Source organism: Streptomyces aureocirculatus (assembly GCF_000720475.1).
Classification (GTDB): domain Bacteria; phylum Actinomycetota; class Actinomycetes; order Streptomycetales; family Streptomycetaceae; genus Streptomyces; species Streptomyces aureocirculatus.
The window spans coordinates 152,738-170,204 of the sequence record NZ_JOAP01000008.1 but is presented as its reverse complement, the minus strand read 5'-3'; the positions used below and the strand labels follow the sequence as shown (position 1 = coordinate 170,204).

Below are 17,467 nucleotides of genomic sequence, written 5' to 3'. Positions count from 1 at the left end.
GCCGGGTGGATCCCGGCCGCTCGTTAGACTGAGCCGACCGCAGCAGTGCGGTAAGAGACGCAAACGAGCGAGGAGCGCACGTGGGCCTTGTCGTGCAGAAGTACGGAGGCTCCTCCGTAGCCGATGCCGAGGGCATCAAGCGGGTCGCCAAGCGGATCGTCGACGCCAAGAAGAACGGCCACCAAGTGGTCGTCGTGGTGTCGGCGATGGGTGACACGACGGATGAGTTGATCGATCTCGCCGGGCAGGTATCGCCGATCCCTGCCGGGCGCGAATTCGACATGCTGCTGACCGCCGGAGAGCGGATCTCCATGGCCCTCCTCGCCATGGCGATCAAGAACCTGGGCCACGCGGCCCAGTCGTTCACCGGCAGCCAGGCCGGTGTCATCACCGACTCGGTGCACAACAAAGCGCGCATCATCGATGTCACGCCCGGCCGCATCCGGACCTCGATCGACGAGGGCAACATCGCCATCGTCGCCGGGTTCCAGGGCGTCAGCCAGGAGGGCAAGAACATCACCACGCTGGGCCGTGGCGGTTCCGACACCACGGCCGTGGCCCTCGCCGCCGCGCTCGACGCGGAGGTCTGCGAGATCTACACGGACGTCGACGGTGTGTTCACCGCCGACCCGCGCGTCGTGAAGAAGGCGCGGAAGATCGACTGGATTTCGTTCGAGGACATGCTGGAGCTGGCCAGCTCCGGGTCCAAGGTGCTGCTCCACCGCTGTGTGGAGTACGCCCGCCGTTACAACATCCCGATCCATGTGCGCTCGTCCTTCAGCGGACTGCAGGGCACGTGGGTCAGCAACGAACCGCAAGGGGACCGCAAGGTGGAGCAGGCCATCATCTCCGGTGTCGCACACGATACGTCCGAGGCCAAGATCACGGTCGTGGGCGTCCCGGACAAGCCGGGCGAGGCCGCGTCGATCTTCCGCGCCATCGCCGACGCCCAGGTCAACATCGACATGGTCGTACAGAACGTCTCCGCCGCCTCCACGGGGCTCACCGACATCTCCTTCACGCTGCCGAAGACCGAGGGTCCCAAGGCCATCGAGGCCCTGGAGAAGACCAAGGCCGGCGTCGGCTTCGACTCCCTGCGCTACGACGACCAGATCGCGAAGATCTCCCTCGTCGGCGCGGGCATGAAGACCAACCCCGGTGTCACGGCGACGTTCTTCGAGGCGCTCAGCGACGCGGGCGTGAACATCGAGCTGATCTCGACCTCGGAGATCCGCATCTCCGTCGTCACCCGCGCCGACGACGTGAACGAGTCCGTCCGGGCCGTGCACACCGCCTTCGGGCTCGACTCCGACTCGGACGAGGCCGTGGTCTATGGAGGCACCGGGCGATGAACCGCAAGCCGACGCTCGCGGTCGTCGGAGCGACCGGGGCCGTCGGCACGGTGATGCTCCAGATCCTGTCGCAGCACGCCGACATCTGGGGCGAGATCCGACTCGTCGCCTCGCCGCGTTCGGCCGGCCGCAAGCTGGCCGTGCGCGGCGCCGAGGTCGAGGTCCTCGCGCTGACCGAGGACGTCTTCGACGGCGTCGACGTCGCCATGTTCGACGTCCCGGTCGCCGTCGCCGAGCAGTGGGCGCCCATCGCCGCGTCCCGCGGCGTCGTCGTCGTGGACAACTCCGCGGCCTTCCGGATGGACCCGGACGTGCCGCTCGTCGTGCCCGAGGTCAATCCGCACGCCGCCCGGGTGCGGCCGCGGGGCATCGTCGCCAACCCCAACTGCACGACCCTGTCGATGATCGTGGCCCTCGGCGCCCTGCACGCCGAGTTCGGCCTGCGCGAACTGATCGTCTCCTCGTACCAGGCGGTCAGCGGGGCCGGACGCGACGGCATCGACACCCTGCGGCGCCAACTGCGCCTGGTCGCGGGCTCCGAGCTAGGCACCGGCCCCGGCGATGTGCGCCGGGCCGTGGGCGACGACACCGGGCCCTTCCCCGAGCCCGTCGCGCTGAACGTGGTGCCCTGGGTCGGCGCGCTCCGCGAGGACGGCTGGTCCTCGGAGGAGATGAAGGTCCGCGACGAGTCCCGCAAGATCCTCGGCCTGCCCGATCTGCGGGTCGCCGTCACCTGCGTACGGGTGCCCGTCGTCACCACCCACTCCCTGACCGTGCACGCGCGCTTCGAGGACGAGGTGACCGTCGCCCACGCCCGCGAGATCCTCGCGACCGCGCCGGGCGTCGTGCTCTTCGACGACCCCGCCGCCGGTGAGTTCCCCACGCCCGCCGACGCCACCGGCACCGATCCCACCTGGGTCGGACGGCTGCGCCGCGCCCTCGACGACCCGACGGCCCTCGAACTCTTCGTGTGCGGGGACAACTTGCGCAAGGGCGCCGCCCTCAACACCACACAGATCGCGGAGCTGGTGGCGGGGGAGCTCGGGAACCGCTGAGCGGACGCGTGCGGAACCGCTGAGCGGCCGCGTCCGGAACCGCTGAGCGGACCCACGGTTTCCGTCAGCGGACGCCGTGCTTCCGGTGCCCGGAGCGGAAGGCCCGCTGGGAAGTGTGTAAGTTCTGTGTCCAACCTGATGGTCCAGACCGCTTGAACTGGGACGTCTCCGCGTTCGAAGATTCGGCTCCTGTGCGCTGCAACCGCGGCGGCACAGCGCGCGTCTTCGCCGTCGCCCTCCAGTGGGCGGCTGCCTGAAGTGCTGCGCGAAGAAGATGGGGCATAGGGGAAGAGCTGGTACGCATGGGGGCATTTGATGCATCGTCGCGAGCGATTCCCACAGCCGCGACGCACGCCGCGACCACGGCGTGCACGCCTCGCACCGGGCACGCGATGCAATACGCCACACCCGGCGCGTACAACCCTGATGGGGGGAAGCGTGTCCAACAGGCGTGGCAGAGGTACTGGACTTCACAGCGGCGAGCGGCGCGGCGGCACTGCGACCGCCCCGGCGGCGCGTTCCCGGCGGCATGCCGGTGATCGCCCCCATGCCGGCGGCGCGGCCTGCCCGCATCCCGACTCAGCGCGAGGGCGATGAGTTGAGCGTGACCGCGGGCACCACCGTCGACCATCTCACCGAGACCTACCGCGCGCACTACAGGTCACTGCTCGGCCTCGCCGCCCTGCTCCTCGACGACACCGCGTCCTGCGAGGACGTCGTGCAGGAGGCCTTCATCCGCGTGCACTCCGCGCGCAAGCGGGTGCGCGATCCCGAAAAGACCCTCGCCTATCTGCGCCAGACCGTCGTGAACCTCTCCCGGTCCGCGCTGCGCCGCCGCATCCTCGGCCTGAAGCTGCTCACCAAGCCGATGCCGGACATGGCGAGCGCCGAGGAGGGCGCGTACGACATCCTTGAGCGCGACGAGCTCATCAAGGCCATGCGCGGCCTGCAGCGCCGCCAGCGCGAGGTCCTCGTGCTGCGGTACTTCGCCGACATGACCGAGGCCCAGGTCGCCGAGACCCTCGGCATATCCCTCGGCTCGGTCAAGGCGTACGGCTCGCGGGGCATCGCCGCCCTGCGGGTAGCCATGGAGGCCCCGGCATGACGTACAAGGGGCGCACGAGGAACGGCGCTGCGCGCGGCACCACGCGCGAACGACAGAACGTGAACGTGAACGTGTACGAAGAGCGACGTACCGCCCGCGACTGCGATCGCGGAACGGGCGTCCTGGGCTTGATCGGGAGCGGGAGCGGTGGGCCCGGCCGGTCCGGCGGCTCCGGCGGGGCCGGTGTGGTCCTGGACCTGGCTGTGAAGGCGGGCGCCTCCCGCGCGGAGGGCTCGGACGCGGACGGTTCGGACGCGGACGGTTCGGGCGCGAGTAGCTCCGACGCGCGTGGCTCCGACGCGGGCAGCGTCTCCCGGGGCGGTAGCGGCCTGAAGGGTCCCGAAGGGGGTCTGAAGGGCTCTGAAGGGGGCCTGAAGGACGCCGCGGAGGGTCCGGCGGGCGAGGGGGCCAAGGGGTCCGGCGGGTCCGGCAGCTCCGGCTCGGGCGGCTCGGGCGGCGGGTCCCGTGGGGGCGGCTCCGGCGGAGGCCGCTTCGGAGGCGGTCCGTTCGGCGACGGCGCCGCCGATGACGGCGACGAACCCGACGGCCTCGACAACGACGAACTGGCGCTGCGGCGCCTGCTCAAGGACACCGTCGGCGGGATCGAGCCGGGCGACGCCGCCCTGGAAAGGCTGCGGCACGCGGTCCCCGCTCGCCGCGCCCGCAAGCGCCAGGCCCTCGTCGGCGTGGCCGCGGCCGCGCTCCTCGTCGGCACGGCCGTCCCCGCCCTGGTGCACGTCACCAACTCCGGCGGCGACTCCGACGCCCGCCCCTCCATCGTGGGCGCGGGCAGCAACCAGCCGAGCCGGCAGGACTCCGGCGGCACCACCGACCGCGACAAGCACGAGAAGGAGTCCAAGGGCGACAAGCCCAAGGACAAGAAGGAAAAGAAGGACGAAAAGGGCAAGAAGGACAAGGAGAAGGGCGGCAAGGACAAGGGTGAAAAGCCCGGCGGCGCCACCGGCGGCCACGAACCGGGCTCCGAGGACACCGCCGCCGCCTCCTCACCGGCCTGCGACGCCGCCCAGCTCAGCGCCATCGGCACCACCGGGCCCGCCGAGGCCGACGGCAAGGTGTACGGCACGTTCCGCATCTCCAACGTCTCCGGCGACAGTTGCACCGTGAACAGCGCGGGCACCGTCGTCGCCGCGGCCCAGGGCGCCACCGAGCCGGGCAACGTCAACGTCGTCGACCACACGGCGGGCGACGCCGCGGTCGGCCTGCCCGACCCGGCACAGGAGTCGAGCTCGCTCGTCCTCAAGGCCGGCGCGGCCTACGAGGTGCGGTTCGCCTGGGTGCCTTCGGCCACCTGCCCGTCCGAGGGCGGCGACCCCTCGCCGAACCCGTCGCCCAGTGACGGCGGCGGCGCGGGCGGCGGCACCGGCGGCTCCGAGAGCGGCGACCCGGGCGGCGCGACACCCCAGTTGGTCCGCGCGGACGACGGCACCGTCGACGGCAGCGTCGCGGTGTCCCTCACGGCGGACCCGGGATCGCCCTCGGTGAGCACGACGGTCGGCAACGCGTGTTCCGGGACGGTGTACAAGACCGGGGTGCTCGCGGCGCAGTAGCCCCGCGCGGGCCGCGGGTGCGTCAGCACCGGAAGCCCTGGGTGCCCTGGGTGCGTCAGCCCTGGGTGGGCGCAGCCTTCGCCGTCGGATCGGGGTCCTTGGCGGTGTCAGGGTCCTCGGCGGTGTCAGGGTCCTCGACGGTGTCCGGGGCCGGATCGGCGTCCGGGTCCGGCAGCAGGCCGAGCGCCGCGTCCCGTGCGAACTCCCGCTCCCGCCGGAAAAGCCGGAACCACATGAAGAGCACGAACCCGGCGAAGACGAACCACTCACCGGTGTAACCCAGGTTCTGGAACGCCTTCATGTCCAGGCCGCTGTCCTCGGGCGCCGACGCCGGTACGGGCTTCAGGCCCGCCCCGCTCCTGTCGCCCTCGTCGAGCGTGATCCACGCGTCGTACACGTCGTCCGGGACCAGGTTCACCAGGGACGCCGCGCTGATCATGCCGACCTGTCCCGGCGGCAGGCCGCCCGCCTTGGACACACCGTCGGAGCTGAGGCTCTCCGACGCCTGCAAAGCGCCGGTCACCTCGACCTGGCCCCGCGGGGCCGCCGGGGCCTTCTTCGCGTCTGCGGTGCCCGGCAGCCAGCCCCGGACCACCGGCAGTGACCTGCCGTCGCCCGTGTCCAGGAGCGTCAGCACGTAGAACCCGCGCTTGTCGTCCAACTCCCGGTCCGGTACGAGGAGTTGCCTGCCCCACCGGCCGGTGGCCGCCGCCGTCTCGCCCGACGTCCTCTTGTCCACCGGAAGGAGTGAGGTCAGGGGGCGGGCCGTGCCCGTGTCCGTGGTGGCGTGCTGCTTGGCGTCCTCGTGGTCCTGTACGCGGTCCTCGAAGCGGCTGAGCTGCCAGGAGCCCATGAACAGGCATACGGGGATCGACAGCGCGACGAAGAGGTTGATCCCCCACCAGCGGGGGGTCAGCAGGAACCGGTACACCCCTCCACGGTACGGGGCGCCTGCGGCGGGCTCTCCCCCCACCCCGCCCCTTCCCGAAACCGGGGCTCCGCCCCAGACCCCGCTCCTCGAACGCCGGAGGGGCTGTTTCCAGCCCCTCCTAAGGTCTACCCCAGGTGCCGCCTGGCGAAGTCCAGCTCCAGGCCCACCTGCTTGATCCGCTCGTCCACGACCAGTGACCCGTGCCCCGCGTCGTACCGGTACACCTCGTGCACGGCGTCCCGGGCCGCGAGCCGGTCGACGTAGTTCTCGACCTGGCGGATCGGGCAGCGCGGATCGTTCACCCCGGCGGAGATGTAGACGGGGGCCTTCACGGCGTCCACGTACGTCAACGGGGACGAGGCCTCGAAGCGCTCGGGGACCTCTTCGGGCGTACCCCCGAACAAGGTGCGGTCGAGGGCCTTCAGGGCCTCCATCTCGTCGTGGTACGCCGTCACGTAGTCCGCGACGGGCACGGCGGACAGGCCGAGGGCCCAGGCGTCCGGCTGGGTGCCGAGGCCGAGGAGCGTGAGGTAGCCGCCCCAGGAGCCGCCGGCGAGGATCAGGCGGTCCGGGTCGGCGAGGCCGCAGGACACGGCCCACTCGCGCACGGCGGCGATGTCCTCCAGCTCGATGAGGCCGACACGGTGCTTGAGGGCGTCCGTCCACTCCCGGCCGTACCCGGTGGAGCCGCGGTAGTTGACCCGGACCACCGCGTACCCGTGGTCCACCCAGGCGGCGGGACCGGCCGCGAAGGCGTCGCTGTCGTGCCAGGTCGGGCCGCCGTGCACCTCGAAGACGGTGGGCAGCGGCCCGGCCGCCCCCGCGGGGTTCTGCACGAGGGCGTGGATGCGGCCGCCGGGTCCTTCCACCCACACGTCCTCGACCGGCACCGAGCGGGGCGCCTTCATGCCGGGCGGGTCCAGGACGACCTTGCCGGAGGTGGAGCGCAGGACCGGCGGCTCGGCGGCCGACGACCACATGTACTCCACGGTGCCGTCGGGGCGGGCGGTGGCGCCGGAGACCGAGCCGCGCGGGGTCGGTACGGGGGTCAGCTCGCGGGTGGCGAAGTCGTAACGCCACAGGTCGCCGCGGGCCTCGAAGCCGTGCGCGACGAGCAGCGCGGAGCCGTCCGGATACCACTCGGCGGAGACGTCGCCCGGCAGGTCGAGCGCCAGGTCGGTCTCCTCGCCCGTGGCCACGTCCCACACCATCGGCTCCCAGCGGCCGCGGCGCTGGTGGCCCACCAGGAGTCGGGTGTCGCCGTCCACCGGGGCGAAGCCCAGCACCTCCAGGCCCAGGTCGACGGTGCCGCCCCTGCTGTCGTCGAGGTCGGCGACCGTCGAGCCGTCGGTGCGCAGGACGCGCAACGACGCGTGCATCGCGTCGCCGTGCTCGGTGTGCTCGACGGCGATCAGCGTGCCGTCGTGCGACAGGTCGCCGACGCCGGCGGACTCGCGGTGGCGGTAGATCTCGGCGGGCGCCTCGCCGGGGGCCGCGTCGGCGCGCACGACGTGGATCGTCGAGCCGTCCTCGTCGGTGGACCGGCCCACCACCACCGTGCGCCCGTCGCGGCCGATGGCGAGGCCCGCGGGGTACGAAGGGTCGAGCCCCGGGACCGCGGGCCCGTCCGTGCCACTGCCGTCGAAGGGCTGGCGCAGCCAGACACCGAACTCGTCGCCGTCGGTGTCGCTGAACCACCAGATCCAGCGGCCGTCCGGCGACAGGACGCCGTCCGTCGTGCCGTTCGGCCGGTCCGTGACCTGGCGCTGCTCGCCCGTCGCGCGGTCCCACGCGTACAACTCGTACGTCCCCGTGGCGTTCGACACGAACAGGGAACGGTCCGGGGCGTCCTCCGCCCAGTCCGGCAGGGAGACACGCGGGGCGCGGAAGCGCTTCTCCCAGTCGGGCATCGATCCGTCGGCCCGCTCCGGCCCCGCGTGTGGCTGCTTACCCGTCTCACTCATGGCCCCATAGTGCCTGGAACCGGAGCCGAGCCGCCGACGGGGTTCCAGGCCTGTGGATAACCTGCCCCCTCAGTCGGAGCGCGGGCGCAGCCACGCCTCACCCGGCGGCGCCGGGAACTCGCCCAGCTTCGTGTAGGACCACGCCCGCAGCACCTCGTGCGCGGACTTCGTGCCGGGCGGCACCGCGGCGGCGACGACGTCGGCCGTGTGCCGGGACAACAGGAGGTCCCGCAGACGGGTGGCGACGCCCCGGCAGCGGTACTCCGGAAGCACCATCAGCTCCGTGAGGACGAACAACCGCCCCGACCCGGCGGGGACGACCAGGTCGGCGGGCAGCAGGTCACGGAAGGCGTCCGCGAGCGCGCCGCCCCGCTCGGGTCTGTAGCCGTACAGGCAACCGACGAGCACAGCACCGGAGTTGGCGGTCACCATGTCGAAGTCCGACTCCTGCACGTGCCGTTCGAACCGGTCGAGGAACGCCTCGCGGCTCCCGCCGTCCGGCTCGTGGCACGTCACGTACAGGTGCGCCATCGCCTCCCGCTGCTGCTCCGCCTGCCACCGGGTCAGCCGTCGCAAGAACACCTCAGCCATCCACGCCTCCCCCTCCGCGCCCCGTGTCGCACCGCCCCGCACACCGCGTCCGGGCCGTGCCGGGTGCACCTGGACTCCGCATGGTGACACCATGGGACCGCTCGCGGAACTACGCGCGTAAGACGATCATGCCAGGCTCCGCCTTCACCTTCGTCATCCGCGGGTACGCAGTACGGTCCCCCGCCGCTCGAACCCGGTCACGTGGCGTTCAGGGCCACCGTGGGGTGCAGCCGCGAGGCCCGCACCGCCGGGTAGAGGCCCGCGAGGACGCCGATGAGCAGCGTCGCCGCGAAACCGGCCGCCACGGACCACGGCGGGACCACGGCGGTCCAGCCCTGGGCGAGGGCGAAGCCGAACGTCGCGGCCGCGCCGAGTGCGGCCCCCGCCGCGCCGCCGAGTGCCGACAACAGCAGCGACTCCGTGAGGAACTGCAGCCGGACGGCGTTCCTGGTGGCCCCGAGCGCGCGGCGCAGGCCGATCTCCTGGCGGCGCTCCAGGACGGAGATGACCATGGTGTTGGCCACGCCGACACCGCCGACAAGGAGCGCCACCGCGCCGAGCCCGAGCATCAGGGTGGTCAGGCCCTTGTCGGTCGCCGCCTTCGCCGCGAGCGCGTCCGACGGCCGGGAGACCTTCACGGAGCCCTCGGCGCCGGGGCTGACCGTACGGGCGAGCACGGCGCGCACGTCCTCGACCGCGGCGTCCGGGGACCGCTCGAAGACCATCGAGGGGTGGCCGTCGAAGCGGAAGTACTTCCGGGCCGCGGGGAAGCCGATCATCGCCACCCGGTCCAGGGTGGGCACCAGCTCCACGGGCGCGAGGATGCCGACCACGACGACGTACTCGTCGTCCATCATGATCTTCTCGCCCGGCTCGGTGACGCCGAGCCGCCGCGCGGCGACCGAGCCGAGGACCGTGACCGGCAGTCGCTCGTTGCCCCTGTCGAGCCAGGCCCCCTCGGCCACCCGGGCGCCAAGGGCCGACAGCAGGTCGGTGCGGGCCGCCTGGGTGGTGACGCCCGCCGTCCGCTCCTCCGGCACCACGTCGCTGCGCCGGACCTTCGCGTCCACGTTGCCCGTCGCCGTCGCGTGCCGCACGGGGCCGATGCGCTCGACCATCGCCACCGCCGACTTCGGCAGCTTCAGACCCCCGCCCAGCGGGTCCTCACCCGCCTCCACCGTCAGGAGGTTGGTGCCGAGACGGTCGAGCCGGGCCATCAGGTCCGACTTGCTGGACTGGGACAGGCCCACCACGGCCACCATCGTGGCGATCCCGATGGCAATCCCGAGCGCGGACAGGACGACCCGGGCCCGACGGGCGCGCAGTCCGACCGCGCCGAGCCCGAGGAGGTCGAGGGGCGAGAGCCGGGCGGATTTGAGGCGCGAACTCCTCATGCTCACGGTGAACTCCCCTCCTGCGTACGGGACTCCGACTGTGTACGGGTCTCCGACTGCGTACGGAACTCGGACGGCGTACGGAACTCGGACTGCGCACGGGTCTCCGACGGTGTACGGGAGTCCGACGGTGTACGGGAGTCCGACGCGATCCCGCCGTCCCGGAAGCGCACCCGGCGCGGCAGCGAACCCGCGATCTCGGTGTCGTGGGTGATCACGCAGACCGTGGTGCCCGCCGCGTTCAGCTCGCGGAGCAACTCCATGACGACCTCGCCGGACGCCGTGTCCAGGGCGCCGGTCGGCTCGTCGGCAAGGAGCAGGTCCGGCTCGCCGACCAGCGCGCGGGCGATGGCGACGCGCTGCTTCTCGCCGCCGGAGAGCTCGGCGGGCCGGTGGCGCAGGCGGTGACCGAGGCGGACCCGCTCCAGGGCGGCGCGGGCGCGGGCCCTGCGCTCCTTGCGGGGGACGCCCGCGTACAGGAGGCCGTCCGCGACGTTGTCGAGGGCGTCGCGGCCCGCCGCCAGATGGAAGTGCTGGAACACGAAGCCGATGTGGCGTGCGCGCAGCGCGGACAGGTGCGCGTCCGACATCCGGCCCACGTCGTACCCGGCCACGCGGACCGTGCCCGCCGTGGGCGCGTCGAGCGTGCCGATGACGTTGAGCACCGTCGACTTTCCCGACCCCGAGGGCCCGACGATCGCGAGGAGTTCACCGGCGCGCACGGTGAGGCTCACACCGCGCAGGGCGTGCACGTCTCCGGCGTACGACTTGGTGACGTCCCGCAGCTCGACGACGGGGGCGGGCGCGGTCGTTCCGGGAGCCGGGGAGGCAGCGGTGGTCCCGGGCGCCGGGGCAGGGGCGGGGAACGTCATTCCTTCGCCACCCCGACCTTCATCCCCGCCCGGATCCGCGGACCGCTCACCTCGATGCGGCCGTCGGCCGTCATCCCCGTCCGCACCCGTACCATCCGGGACCTGCCGTCCTCGACGATCTGCAAGCCGTAACCGCCGTCCGTGCCGCGCAGTGCGACGACCGCCTCCACCGGCACCGCGAGTACGCCCTCGCGGCTCTCGCTGACGAACCGCACGCTCGCCGTGGCCTCGGCGTTCTCGCCGGACACCGCGGCACTCCCGCGGGACAGGGTCACCTCGACCGTGATGCCGTCCCGCGCCGAGGCCTCCGGGCCTTCCGTGTCCTCGGGACGCACCGTTCCCGTGACCCGGCCCCGCTCGGTCGTGCCGCCGGGCAGAGTCACCTCGACCCTGGTGCCCTTCGCGGTCAGCGAGGCGTCGTCCTGGTCGAGTTCGGCACGGACGACGGGCTGCGTCGAGGCGACCGTGAGGACGGCCGTGTCCGGGCCCACCTGGTCGGCGAGCGCCGCGTCCGCGCGCACGACGGTGACCCGCGCGGGCTGGAAGACGACGTGTCCCTTGCCGACCCTGCCGGTGGGCGTCCGGTTGAGGGACTTCTGCCACAGCTTGACGGCGGCCTCCGTGGCCCGGTCGAAGCGCGGGTCGACGTACAGACCGCTGCCGAGGCCGAGCGCGACGAGATTGCGCTCCAGTTCCAGGACGTCGCTGCCGCGGGAGCCGACCTTCATTTCGCGGAAGGCGGGCACAGGGCCGTAGAGCAGCGTGACGGGCTTGTCGTCGAGTTCGTAGAGGGCCTGGCCGCGGGTGACCGTGGTGCCCTCCCGTGCCGCGACCGTCACCGTGCCCGGCACCGCTGACCTCACCGGGCGCCGCCGCGCGAAGTCGAGCTTCCCGTCGACCGTCCTGGACTGCACGAGGTCGGTCCGCGCGATGGTGGCGGTCGCGGGTGGCAGCTCGCCGCGGCCGTCCCGCGCGCCCCCGCCGCCACCGCCGTAGGCCAGGGCGCCGGCGCCGAGCGCCACGACGGCCGCCGCGGCGCCGCCGACGAGGAAACCAGTACGGCGCCTCATCTACTGCATCCCGTCCAGGCCTTCGAGCAGCTTGCTCCGGCACGCCTCGCGGGCCTGCTTGTAGGCGGGCGACGACGGGTCGAGCGCCGGGTCGCCGGGGCTGGGGTCGCCGCCGGGGAGGACTTTGCCGCCGGACATCGTGGGGTTGGTGAACCGGGAGACGCCCTTCTCCCGCATGCACTTGGCGTGCGCGAGCATGGACTCGTAGTCCTTCTGCGCGTCGCGCTTCGGCGCCAGGTTCATCGCCTTTTCCATCTCCGGGAAACAGACGGCGTCCTTGCCGCCCTTGTACTCCTCGCCGCCGCCGTTCGGGTCGACGACCTCGTCGATCTTCGGCCAGTCCAGATAGCCGCTCAGGCGCGGATCGGGGAAGTCCTTCACTCCCGCCTTGGTGCGCATGCAGCGCACGTACGTCAGTTGCGCGTCGTAGAAGGCGCTCTTGCCCTCGGCGGCGGAATCCGACGGGCCTTCGCCGTTCCCGCCCGTGCCGCTCTTGCCGCCCTTGCCCTTCGCGGTCGGCTCCTCGGGTACGGACGCGACCTCGTCGCCGTTGCCGGACCCGCCCGACCCGCCGGAACCGGAGTCGTCCCCGCCGCCGCACGCGACGGAGAACGCGAGGAGGGGAGCGGCGACGGCCGCGGCGAGCCGGAGCCGAGCGGTGCCACGGAAGGCGGCCCCGCGAGAGGTGGTGTGGTCGCTCATGCGCAGGTTGCTCATGCCGTCCACCGTCGGCCCCTCACATGGTGACCGTTCCATGGCCGCATGATGAGCGCGTAACAATCCGCGAGACGGCCCCGCTATCTCCCCGCACGCCTCTGAACAGGGCAAACCCTCACGCATAATCGGCGGCATGGCCCATGTGCTGCTGATCGAGGACGATGTGTCCGTGCGCGACGGCATGGAACTGGTGCTGCGCAGGCACGGCTACGACGTCGACACGGCCGCCACCGGAGAACACGCCCTCGCGCTGCTCGAAGGACCCGCGGGCGCGGGTGTCGAACTCGCCGTGCTGGACCTGATGCTGCCCGGCATCGACGGCTTCGAGGTCTGCCGCAGGCTGCGCGCCGCCGGATCGACCCTGCCGGTGATCATGCTGACCGCGCGCGGTGACGACAGCGACATCGTGCGGGGCCTGGAGGCGGGCGCCGACGACTACGTGGTCAAGCCGGTGACCGCGCCCGTCCTCGAAGCCAGGATCCGGGCGGCGCTGCGGCGGGCCGAACCGGTGCGGTCGGCCCGCGGCGAGGACCACGCGGGCCTGGTCATCGACCGGGCGGGACTCACCGTCGGCAAACGCGGCGTCCCGATCGCCCTGCCGCCCACCGAACTGCGGCTGCTGCTCGAACTGTCCGCGTCCCCGGCCCATGTGTTCAGCCGCGAGCAGCTCCTGCGGTCCGTGTGGGAGCACGGCTTCCTCGGTGACTCCCGGCTCGTGGACGCGGCGGTCGGCAGGCTCCGCGCCAAGATCGAGGACGTACCGGCGCGTCCGCGCTACATCCAGACGGTACGGGGCTTCGGGTACCGCTTCGGGCCGGTGTGAGGATGCCCCGAGGACGCCTGCGCGGGCTCGGCGGCCTGCGTACCAGGCTCGTCGTCGCCTTCGTGCTCGTCGCCCTGGTCAGCGCGGTCACCGCGACCGCGCTCGCCTACCGTGAGTCTCGTACCGCCGTGCTCCAGCGCAAGCAGGACGCGGTGCGCACCGACTTCGGGAACCGGGTGGAGCAGGCCGCGGCGGACTTCGACGTGCCCGCCGACGAGGTCGCCCTCACGCGCTTCGCGGGCCTCGTCGCGGACGGGCTCGGCGGCGAGGACACGGTCGTCGTCGCCACCTACCGCACGCGCACGGCGTCCTCCGACGCGTCCGCCGACCGGTCGCGGATCACCCCCGCCCTGCGCGAGGCGGTACGCACCAGCAACCGTATGAGCTTCCAGCGGGTGGTGCGGCACGGCAGGCCCTACCTGGTCGTCGGCACGCCCGTCACCTTCGACGGCGCGGCGCCCTCCGGTCTCGACGTCTACGCCGTCACCTCGCTGCGCGCCGAGAGCGAGGACACCGCAGGGGTGCTCGACGCGGTGCGCGACGGCATCGTGCCGGTGGTGCTCCTCGCCGCCGTCCTCGCGCTCCTGGCCGCCGGTACGGTGCTGCGTCCCGTACGCGAACTGGGGCGGGCGACGAGGCGGCACGCCGCCGGCGACCTCACCTCCCGGGTCCGGGTGCGCGGCCGGGACGAACTCGCGGACCTGGCACGGGACTTCAACGAGACCGCGGACGCCCTTCAGGCCTCCGTCGCCGAGCTGCGCGAGCAGGACGCCCGCGCGAAGCGCTTCGTCGCCGACGTCTCGCACGAGCTGCGCACCCCGCTCACCGCGATGACGATGGTCGCCACCGTCCTCGACGAGGACGCGGGCACGCTGCCCCCGGACGCCGCCCACGCCGCCCGCACGGTCAGCGCCGAGACGGCGAGGCTCGCCCGGCTCGTCGAAGACCTGATGGAGATGTCCCGCTTCGACTCGGGCGCGGCCCGGCTCAACCTCACCGCCACCGACCTCGCCGAAGCCGCCCGCGCCACCCTCTCCCTGCGGGCCCTGACCGGCCGCGTACGCACCGAACTCCCGGACGGCGTACGGGCGATGGTCGACCGGCGCCGCGTAGACGTGATCGTCGCCAACCTCGTCGGCAACGCGCTGCGCCACGGCGCCGCACCCGTCACCCTGACCCTGGCCACCGACCCGGCGGGCGACTGGATCACCGTGGAGGTCGCCGACCACGGCCCCGGCCTGCCGCCCGAGACCCTCGCCCACGTCTTCGACCGCTTCTACAAGGCGGACACCGCACGCACCCGCTCGGAGGGCAGCGGACTGGGCACCGCCATCGCCCTGGAGAACGCCCGTCTGCACGGCGGCACCATCGAGGCCGCCAACAGGCCCGGCGGCGGCGCGGTGTTCACGCTGCGGCTGCCGTGGCGGCACGTCAGTGAGGGGACCCGATGAGACCGCCGCACGCGGCCCGCAGAACGATCCCGGCGGCCCTCGCCGCCGCCCTGCTGCTGTCGGGCTGCGGGGTGCGCCCCACCGGCGTCCTGGACGGCGGTACGGCGGCGAGCGGTCTGACGAAGGGGCTCCGCCTGTACTTCGTCTCCCAGGCGGGCCGTCTGGAGGCCGTCTCCCGTCCCGACATGCCCGCCTCCAAGGTCACCGACCCCGCGGGCGTCATCAAACTCCTCGGGCAGGGCCCGACGGCGGCGGAACGCGCCTCCGGACTCACCTCGCTGGTGCGGGACGAGGACTACGAGATGGGGTACGAGGCAGACGTCGACGACGGGGGCGCGGTCACGGTCCGCGTTCCGCAGTTCGAACTCGACGACTCGTCCGTGGGGGACCGGAACCTGACGGGCCAGCTCGTGTGCAGCATCGCGCGGGCGCGCGCCATGGCGGAAAGCACCGGCACGGCGGACACCGACGACATCCGGGTCACGGTGCGCCCGCGGGAGGGCAGGGCGGGGACGCATGTGTGCTCGGACTTCCTGAAGTGAGAGGGGTTTTCCCGGGGGCTTGGCGTGCGGCGCGATCAGGTGGTGACGAGCGTGACCTCGGTGGCCTTGATGCCGACGTAGACGGGGGTGCCGTCGGCGATGGCGAGTTCGGCCGCGGCCTGCGGGGTGATCTCCGCGACGAGGTCGGGTGCCTCGTCGACGCCGACCAGGACACGCAGCCGGCTGCCGACCGCGGTGATCTCGCGGACCGTGCCCGGCCAGACGTTGCGGGGGCTGCCCTCCGGGCGGGTCCGGTGCAGCGACACCGCTTCCGGGGCGATGATCGCGAGCGCCTGCGTGCCCGTGCCGAGCGGTTCGGCGACGACCAGGTGCCCGCCGTCGGTGAGGCGCAGGGTGCCGTCCGCGGCGGCGGTGCCCGCCAGGGCGTTGCGGCCCAGCATGCGGGCCACCCAGGGGGAGCGGGGGTGGCGGGTGACCTCGGCGGGCGGTGCGTCCTGGAGGGTGCGGCCGTCTTCGAGCACGAGCACGCGGTCGGCCAGCGAGACGGCCTCGACCGGGTCGTGGGTGACGATCAGGCAGACCCCGCCGAAGCCCGACAGATGGCCGCGCAGGGTGTGGCGGACATGGGCGCGGGTGGTCTGGTCGAGGGCGGCGAGGGGTTCGTCGAGGAGCAGCAGCCGGGGGCTCGGGGCCAGCGCGCGGGCCAGGGCGACGCGTTGGGCCTGGCCGCCGGAGAGCCGGTCGGGCCTGCGGTGTCCGAGGTGGCCCACGCCGAGCCGGTCGAGCCAGGCCTGCGCGGTACGGCGGGCCTCGGCGCGCGGCACGCCCTGCACGCGCAGCCCGTAAGCGGTGTTGGACAGGGCGCTGAGGTGCGGGAAGAGCGCGCCGTCCTGCGGGACCCAGGCGACGCCGCGCCGGTGCGGGGGCAGCGCCGTGACGTCCGTGTCGCCGAGGCGCAGGGCGGCGTGGGCGCGCGGGGTGAGGCCGAGCAGGGCCCGCAGCAGGGTGGTCTTGCCCGCGCCGTTGGGCCCGACGACGGCGATGGTGGTGCCGGGGTCGGCGGCCAGGGTGAGCTGGTTGAAGCCGGTGACGTCCGCGTGCAGTGGCCAGCGCTCGGGCGGGGCGCCGGAGGGGACCGGCTCGGGAGCGGCGGCAGCGGAGGTGTCCGCCGGTTCAAGGCCCGGGTTGGGGGACGGGCTCGGGCCTGTCGGTCGGCTGCCGCGGGTGCGGGCCGTGCGCCCCGCCCGCTCGGTGGAGCCGCCGGTCCAGCGCCCGCGCAGCGCGATGAGGACGGCCATGGCGATGACGAGGAGCAGCAGGGACACGGAGGTCGCGGCCTCGGGCTGGTCCTGGAGGAGCAGATAGACCTGGAGCGGCAGCGTCTGCGTGGTGCCCGGCAGATTGCCCGCGAAGGTGATGGTGGCCCCGAACTCGCCGAGGGCCCGCGCCCAGGTGAGGGCGGCTCCGGCGGCGAGTCCGGGGGCGACCATCGGCAGGGTGACGGTGAAGAACACCCGTACCGGTGACGCTCCGAGGGACGCGGCGGTCTCCTCGTACGAGGGCCGCATCCCGGCGAGTGCGCCCTCCAGGCTGATCACCAGGAACGGCATGGCCACGAAGGACGCGGCGAGGACGGCGCCGGAGGTGTGGAACGGAAGCACGATCCCGAAGGTGTCCTCCAGCCACGGCCCGAGCAGCCCGCGCCGCCCGAACCCGAGCAGCAGCGCGACACCGCCGACGGTGGGCGGAAGCACCATGGGCAGCAGGACGAGGGACCGTACGAGGACCTTGCCGGGGAAGTCGACGCGGGCGAGGACCCAGGCCAGCGGCACACCGAGGACCAGGGACAGGCCGAGCGCCCAGAAGGACACGTACAGCGAGAGCCTCAGGGCCTCGGTGACGCCGGGGCTCGACAGATGGGTGCCGAGGTCGCCCCAGTGGGTGCGGGACAGGATGCCGACGAGCGGCATCAGGAGGAACGCGACCGCGAGCAGCGCGGGCACGGCCAGGGCCACGGGGGTGCGGGTTCTCCCGGGGCTCCGGGCGCGCAGGCTTCTCATCGCGGAAACTA

The 17,467-nt window shown here is 72.9% G+C and carries 15 protein-coding genes; 7 read left to right on the top strand and 8 right to left on the bottom strand.

Annotation, left to right across the window (positions count from 1 at the left end):
- Positions 1-80: 80 nt before the first annotated feature.
- The 4 genes from IG78_RS0110180 (at position 81) to IG78_RS0110165 (ending at position 5,080) form a co-directional block, all read left to right on the top strand.
- Positions 81-1,352 (top strand): aspartate kinase, encoded by a 1,272-nt coding sequence (locus IG78_RS0110180; RefSeq protein ID WP_030561387.1) that lies wholly within the window; start codon positions 81-83, stop codon positions 1,350-1,352.
- Complete coding sequence (locus IG78_RS0110175; RefSeq protein ID WP_030561385.1) at positions 1,349-2,407, top strand: aspartate-semialdehyde dehydrogenase; 1,059 nt, start codon at positions 1,349-1,351, stop codon at positions 2,405-2,407. Before IG78_RS0110180 ends, IG78_RS0110175 begins: the two co-directional genes overlap by 4 nt.
- Before the next feature lie 451 nt (positions 2,408-2,858).
- Positions 2,859-3,512 carry a SigE family RNA polymerase sigma factor gene (locus IG78_RS0110170; protein ID WP_078965014.1) on the top strand — a complete coding sequence of 218 codons (654 nt, stop codon included), beginning with the start codon at positions 2,859-2,861 and terminating at the stop codon, positions 3,510-3,512.
- Positions 3,509-5,080, top strand: a complete 1,572-nt coding sequence (locus tag IG78_RS0110165) for a hypothetical protein (RefSeq protein WP_078965015.1) — start codon at positions 3,509-3,511, stop codon at positions 5,078-5,080. The genes IG78_RS0110170 and IG78_RS0110165 overlap by 4 nt, the downstream gene beginning before the upstream one ends.
- Positions 5,081-5,135: 55 nt before the next feature.
- On the opposite strand, the gene IG78_RS0110160 is transcribed toward IG78_RS0110165, so the two are convergent.
- The 7 genes from IG78_RS0110160 to IG78_RS0110130 form a co-directional block, all read right to left on the bottom strand.
- Positions 5,136-6,011: an SURF1 family protein gene (locus tag IG78_RS0110160; protein WP_031128693.1), complete on the bottom strand. Its 876-nt coding sequence runs from the start codon at positions 6,009-6,011 to the stop codon at positions 5,136-5,138.
- 125 nt (positions 6,012-6,136) lie between these two features.
- Positions 6,137-7,975, bottom strand: a complete 1,839-nt coding sequence (locus IG78_RS0110155; protein WP_030561377.1) for a S9 family peptidase — start codon at positions 7,973-7,975, stop codon at positions 6,137-6,139.
- A gap of 69 nt (positions 7,976-8,044) precedes the next feature.
- Entirely contained in the window at positions 8,045-8,566 is a 522-nt protein-coding gene (locus IG78_RS0110150; RefSeq protein WP_051852496.1) for a hypothetical protein, read from the bottom strand.
- A 197-nt stretch (positions 8,567-8,763) separates the two neighbouring features.
- Entirely contained in the window at positions 8,764-9,960 is a 1,197-nt protein-coding gene (locus IG78_RS0110145) for an ABC transporter permease (RefSeq protein ID WP_030561373.1), read from the bottom strand.
- Positions 9,961-9,962: 2 nt separating this feature from the next.
- A complete protein-coding gene (locus IG78_RS0110140; RefSeq protein ID WP_078965016.1) occupies positions 9,963-10,832 on the bottom strand; it encodes an ABC transporter ATP-binding protein in 870 nt (289 codons plus the stop codon).
- Positions 10,829-11,902 carry an efflux RND transporter periplasmic adaptor subunit gene (locus IG78_RS0110135; protein ID WP_030561369.1) on the bottom strand — a complete coding sequence of 358 codons (1,074 nt, stop codon included), beginning with the start codon at positions 11,900-11,902 and terminating at the stop codon, positions 10,829-10,831. Before IG78_RS0110135 ends, IG78_RS0110140 begins: the two co-directional genes overlap by 4 nt.
- Complete coding sequence (locus IG78_RS0110130; protein WP_318657859.1) at positions 11,903-12,658, bottom strand: hypothetical protein; 756 nt, start codon at positions 12,656-12,658, stop codon at positions 11,903-11,905.
- A 94-nt stretch (positions 12,659-12,752) separates the two neighbouring features.
- Here IG78_RS0110130 and IG78_RS0110125 point away from each other — a divergent pair, with 94 nt between their 5' ends.
- Genes IG78_RS0110125 through IG78_RS0110115 form a run of 3 tightly spaced genes read left to right on the top strand, consistent with a single transcriptional unit; the run spans position 12,753 to position 15,435 of the window.
- Positions 12,753-13,442, top strand: a complete 690-nt coding sequence (locus tag IG78_RS0110125; protein ID WP_030561365.1) for a response regulator transcription factor — start codon at positions 12,753-12,755, stop codon at positions 13,440-13,442.
- A gap of 2 nt (positions 13,443-13,444) precedes the next feature.
- Positions 13,445-14,893: a sensor histidine kinase gene (locus IG78_RS0110120; protein ID WP_030561363.1), complete on the top strand. Its 1,449-nt coding sequence runs from the start codon at positions 13,445-13,447 to the stop codon at positions 14,891-14,893.
- Positions 14,890-15,435, top strand: a complete 546-nt coding sequence (locus tag IG78_RS0110115) for a GerMN domain-containing protein (RefSeq protein WP_030561361.1) — start codon at positions 14,890-14,892, stop codon at positions 15,433-15,435. The genes IG78_RS0110120 and IG78_RS0110115 overlap by 4 nt, the downstream gene beginning before the upstream one ends.
- A 35-nt stretch (positions 15,436-15,470) precedes the next feature.
- On the opposite strand, the gene IG78_RS0110110 is transcribed toward IG78_RS0110115, so the two are convergent.
- Positions 15,471-17,456 carry an ABC transporter permease gene (locus tag IG78_RS0110110; RefSeq protein ID WP_030561358.1) on the bottom strand — a complete coding sequence of 662 codons (1,986 nt, stop codon included), beginning with the start codon at positions 17,454-17,456 and terminating at the stop codon, positions 15,471-15,473.
- Positions 17,457-17,467: the final 11 nt, after the last annotated feature.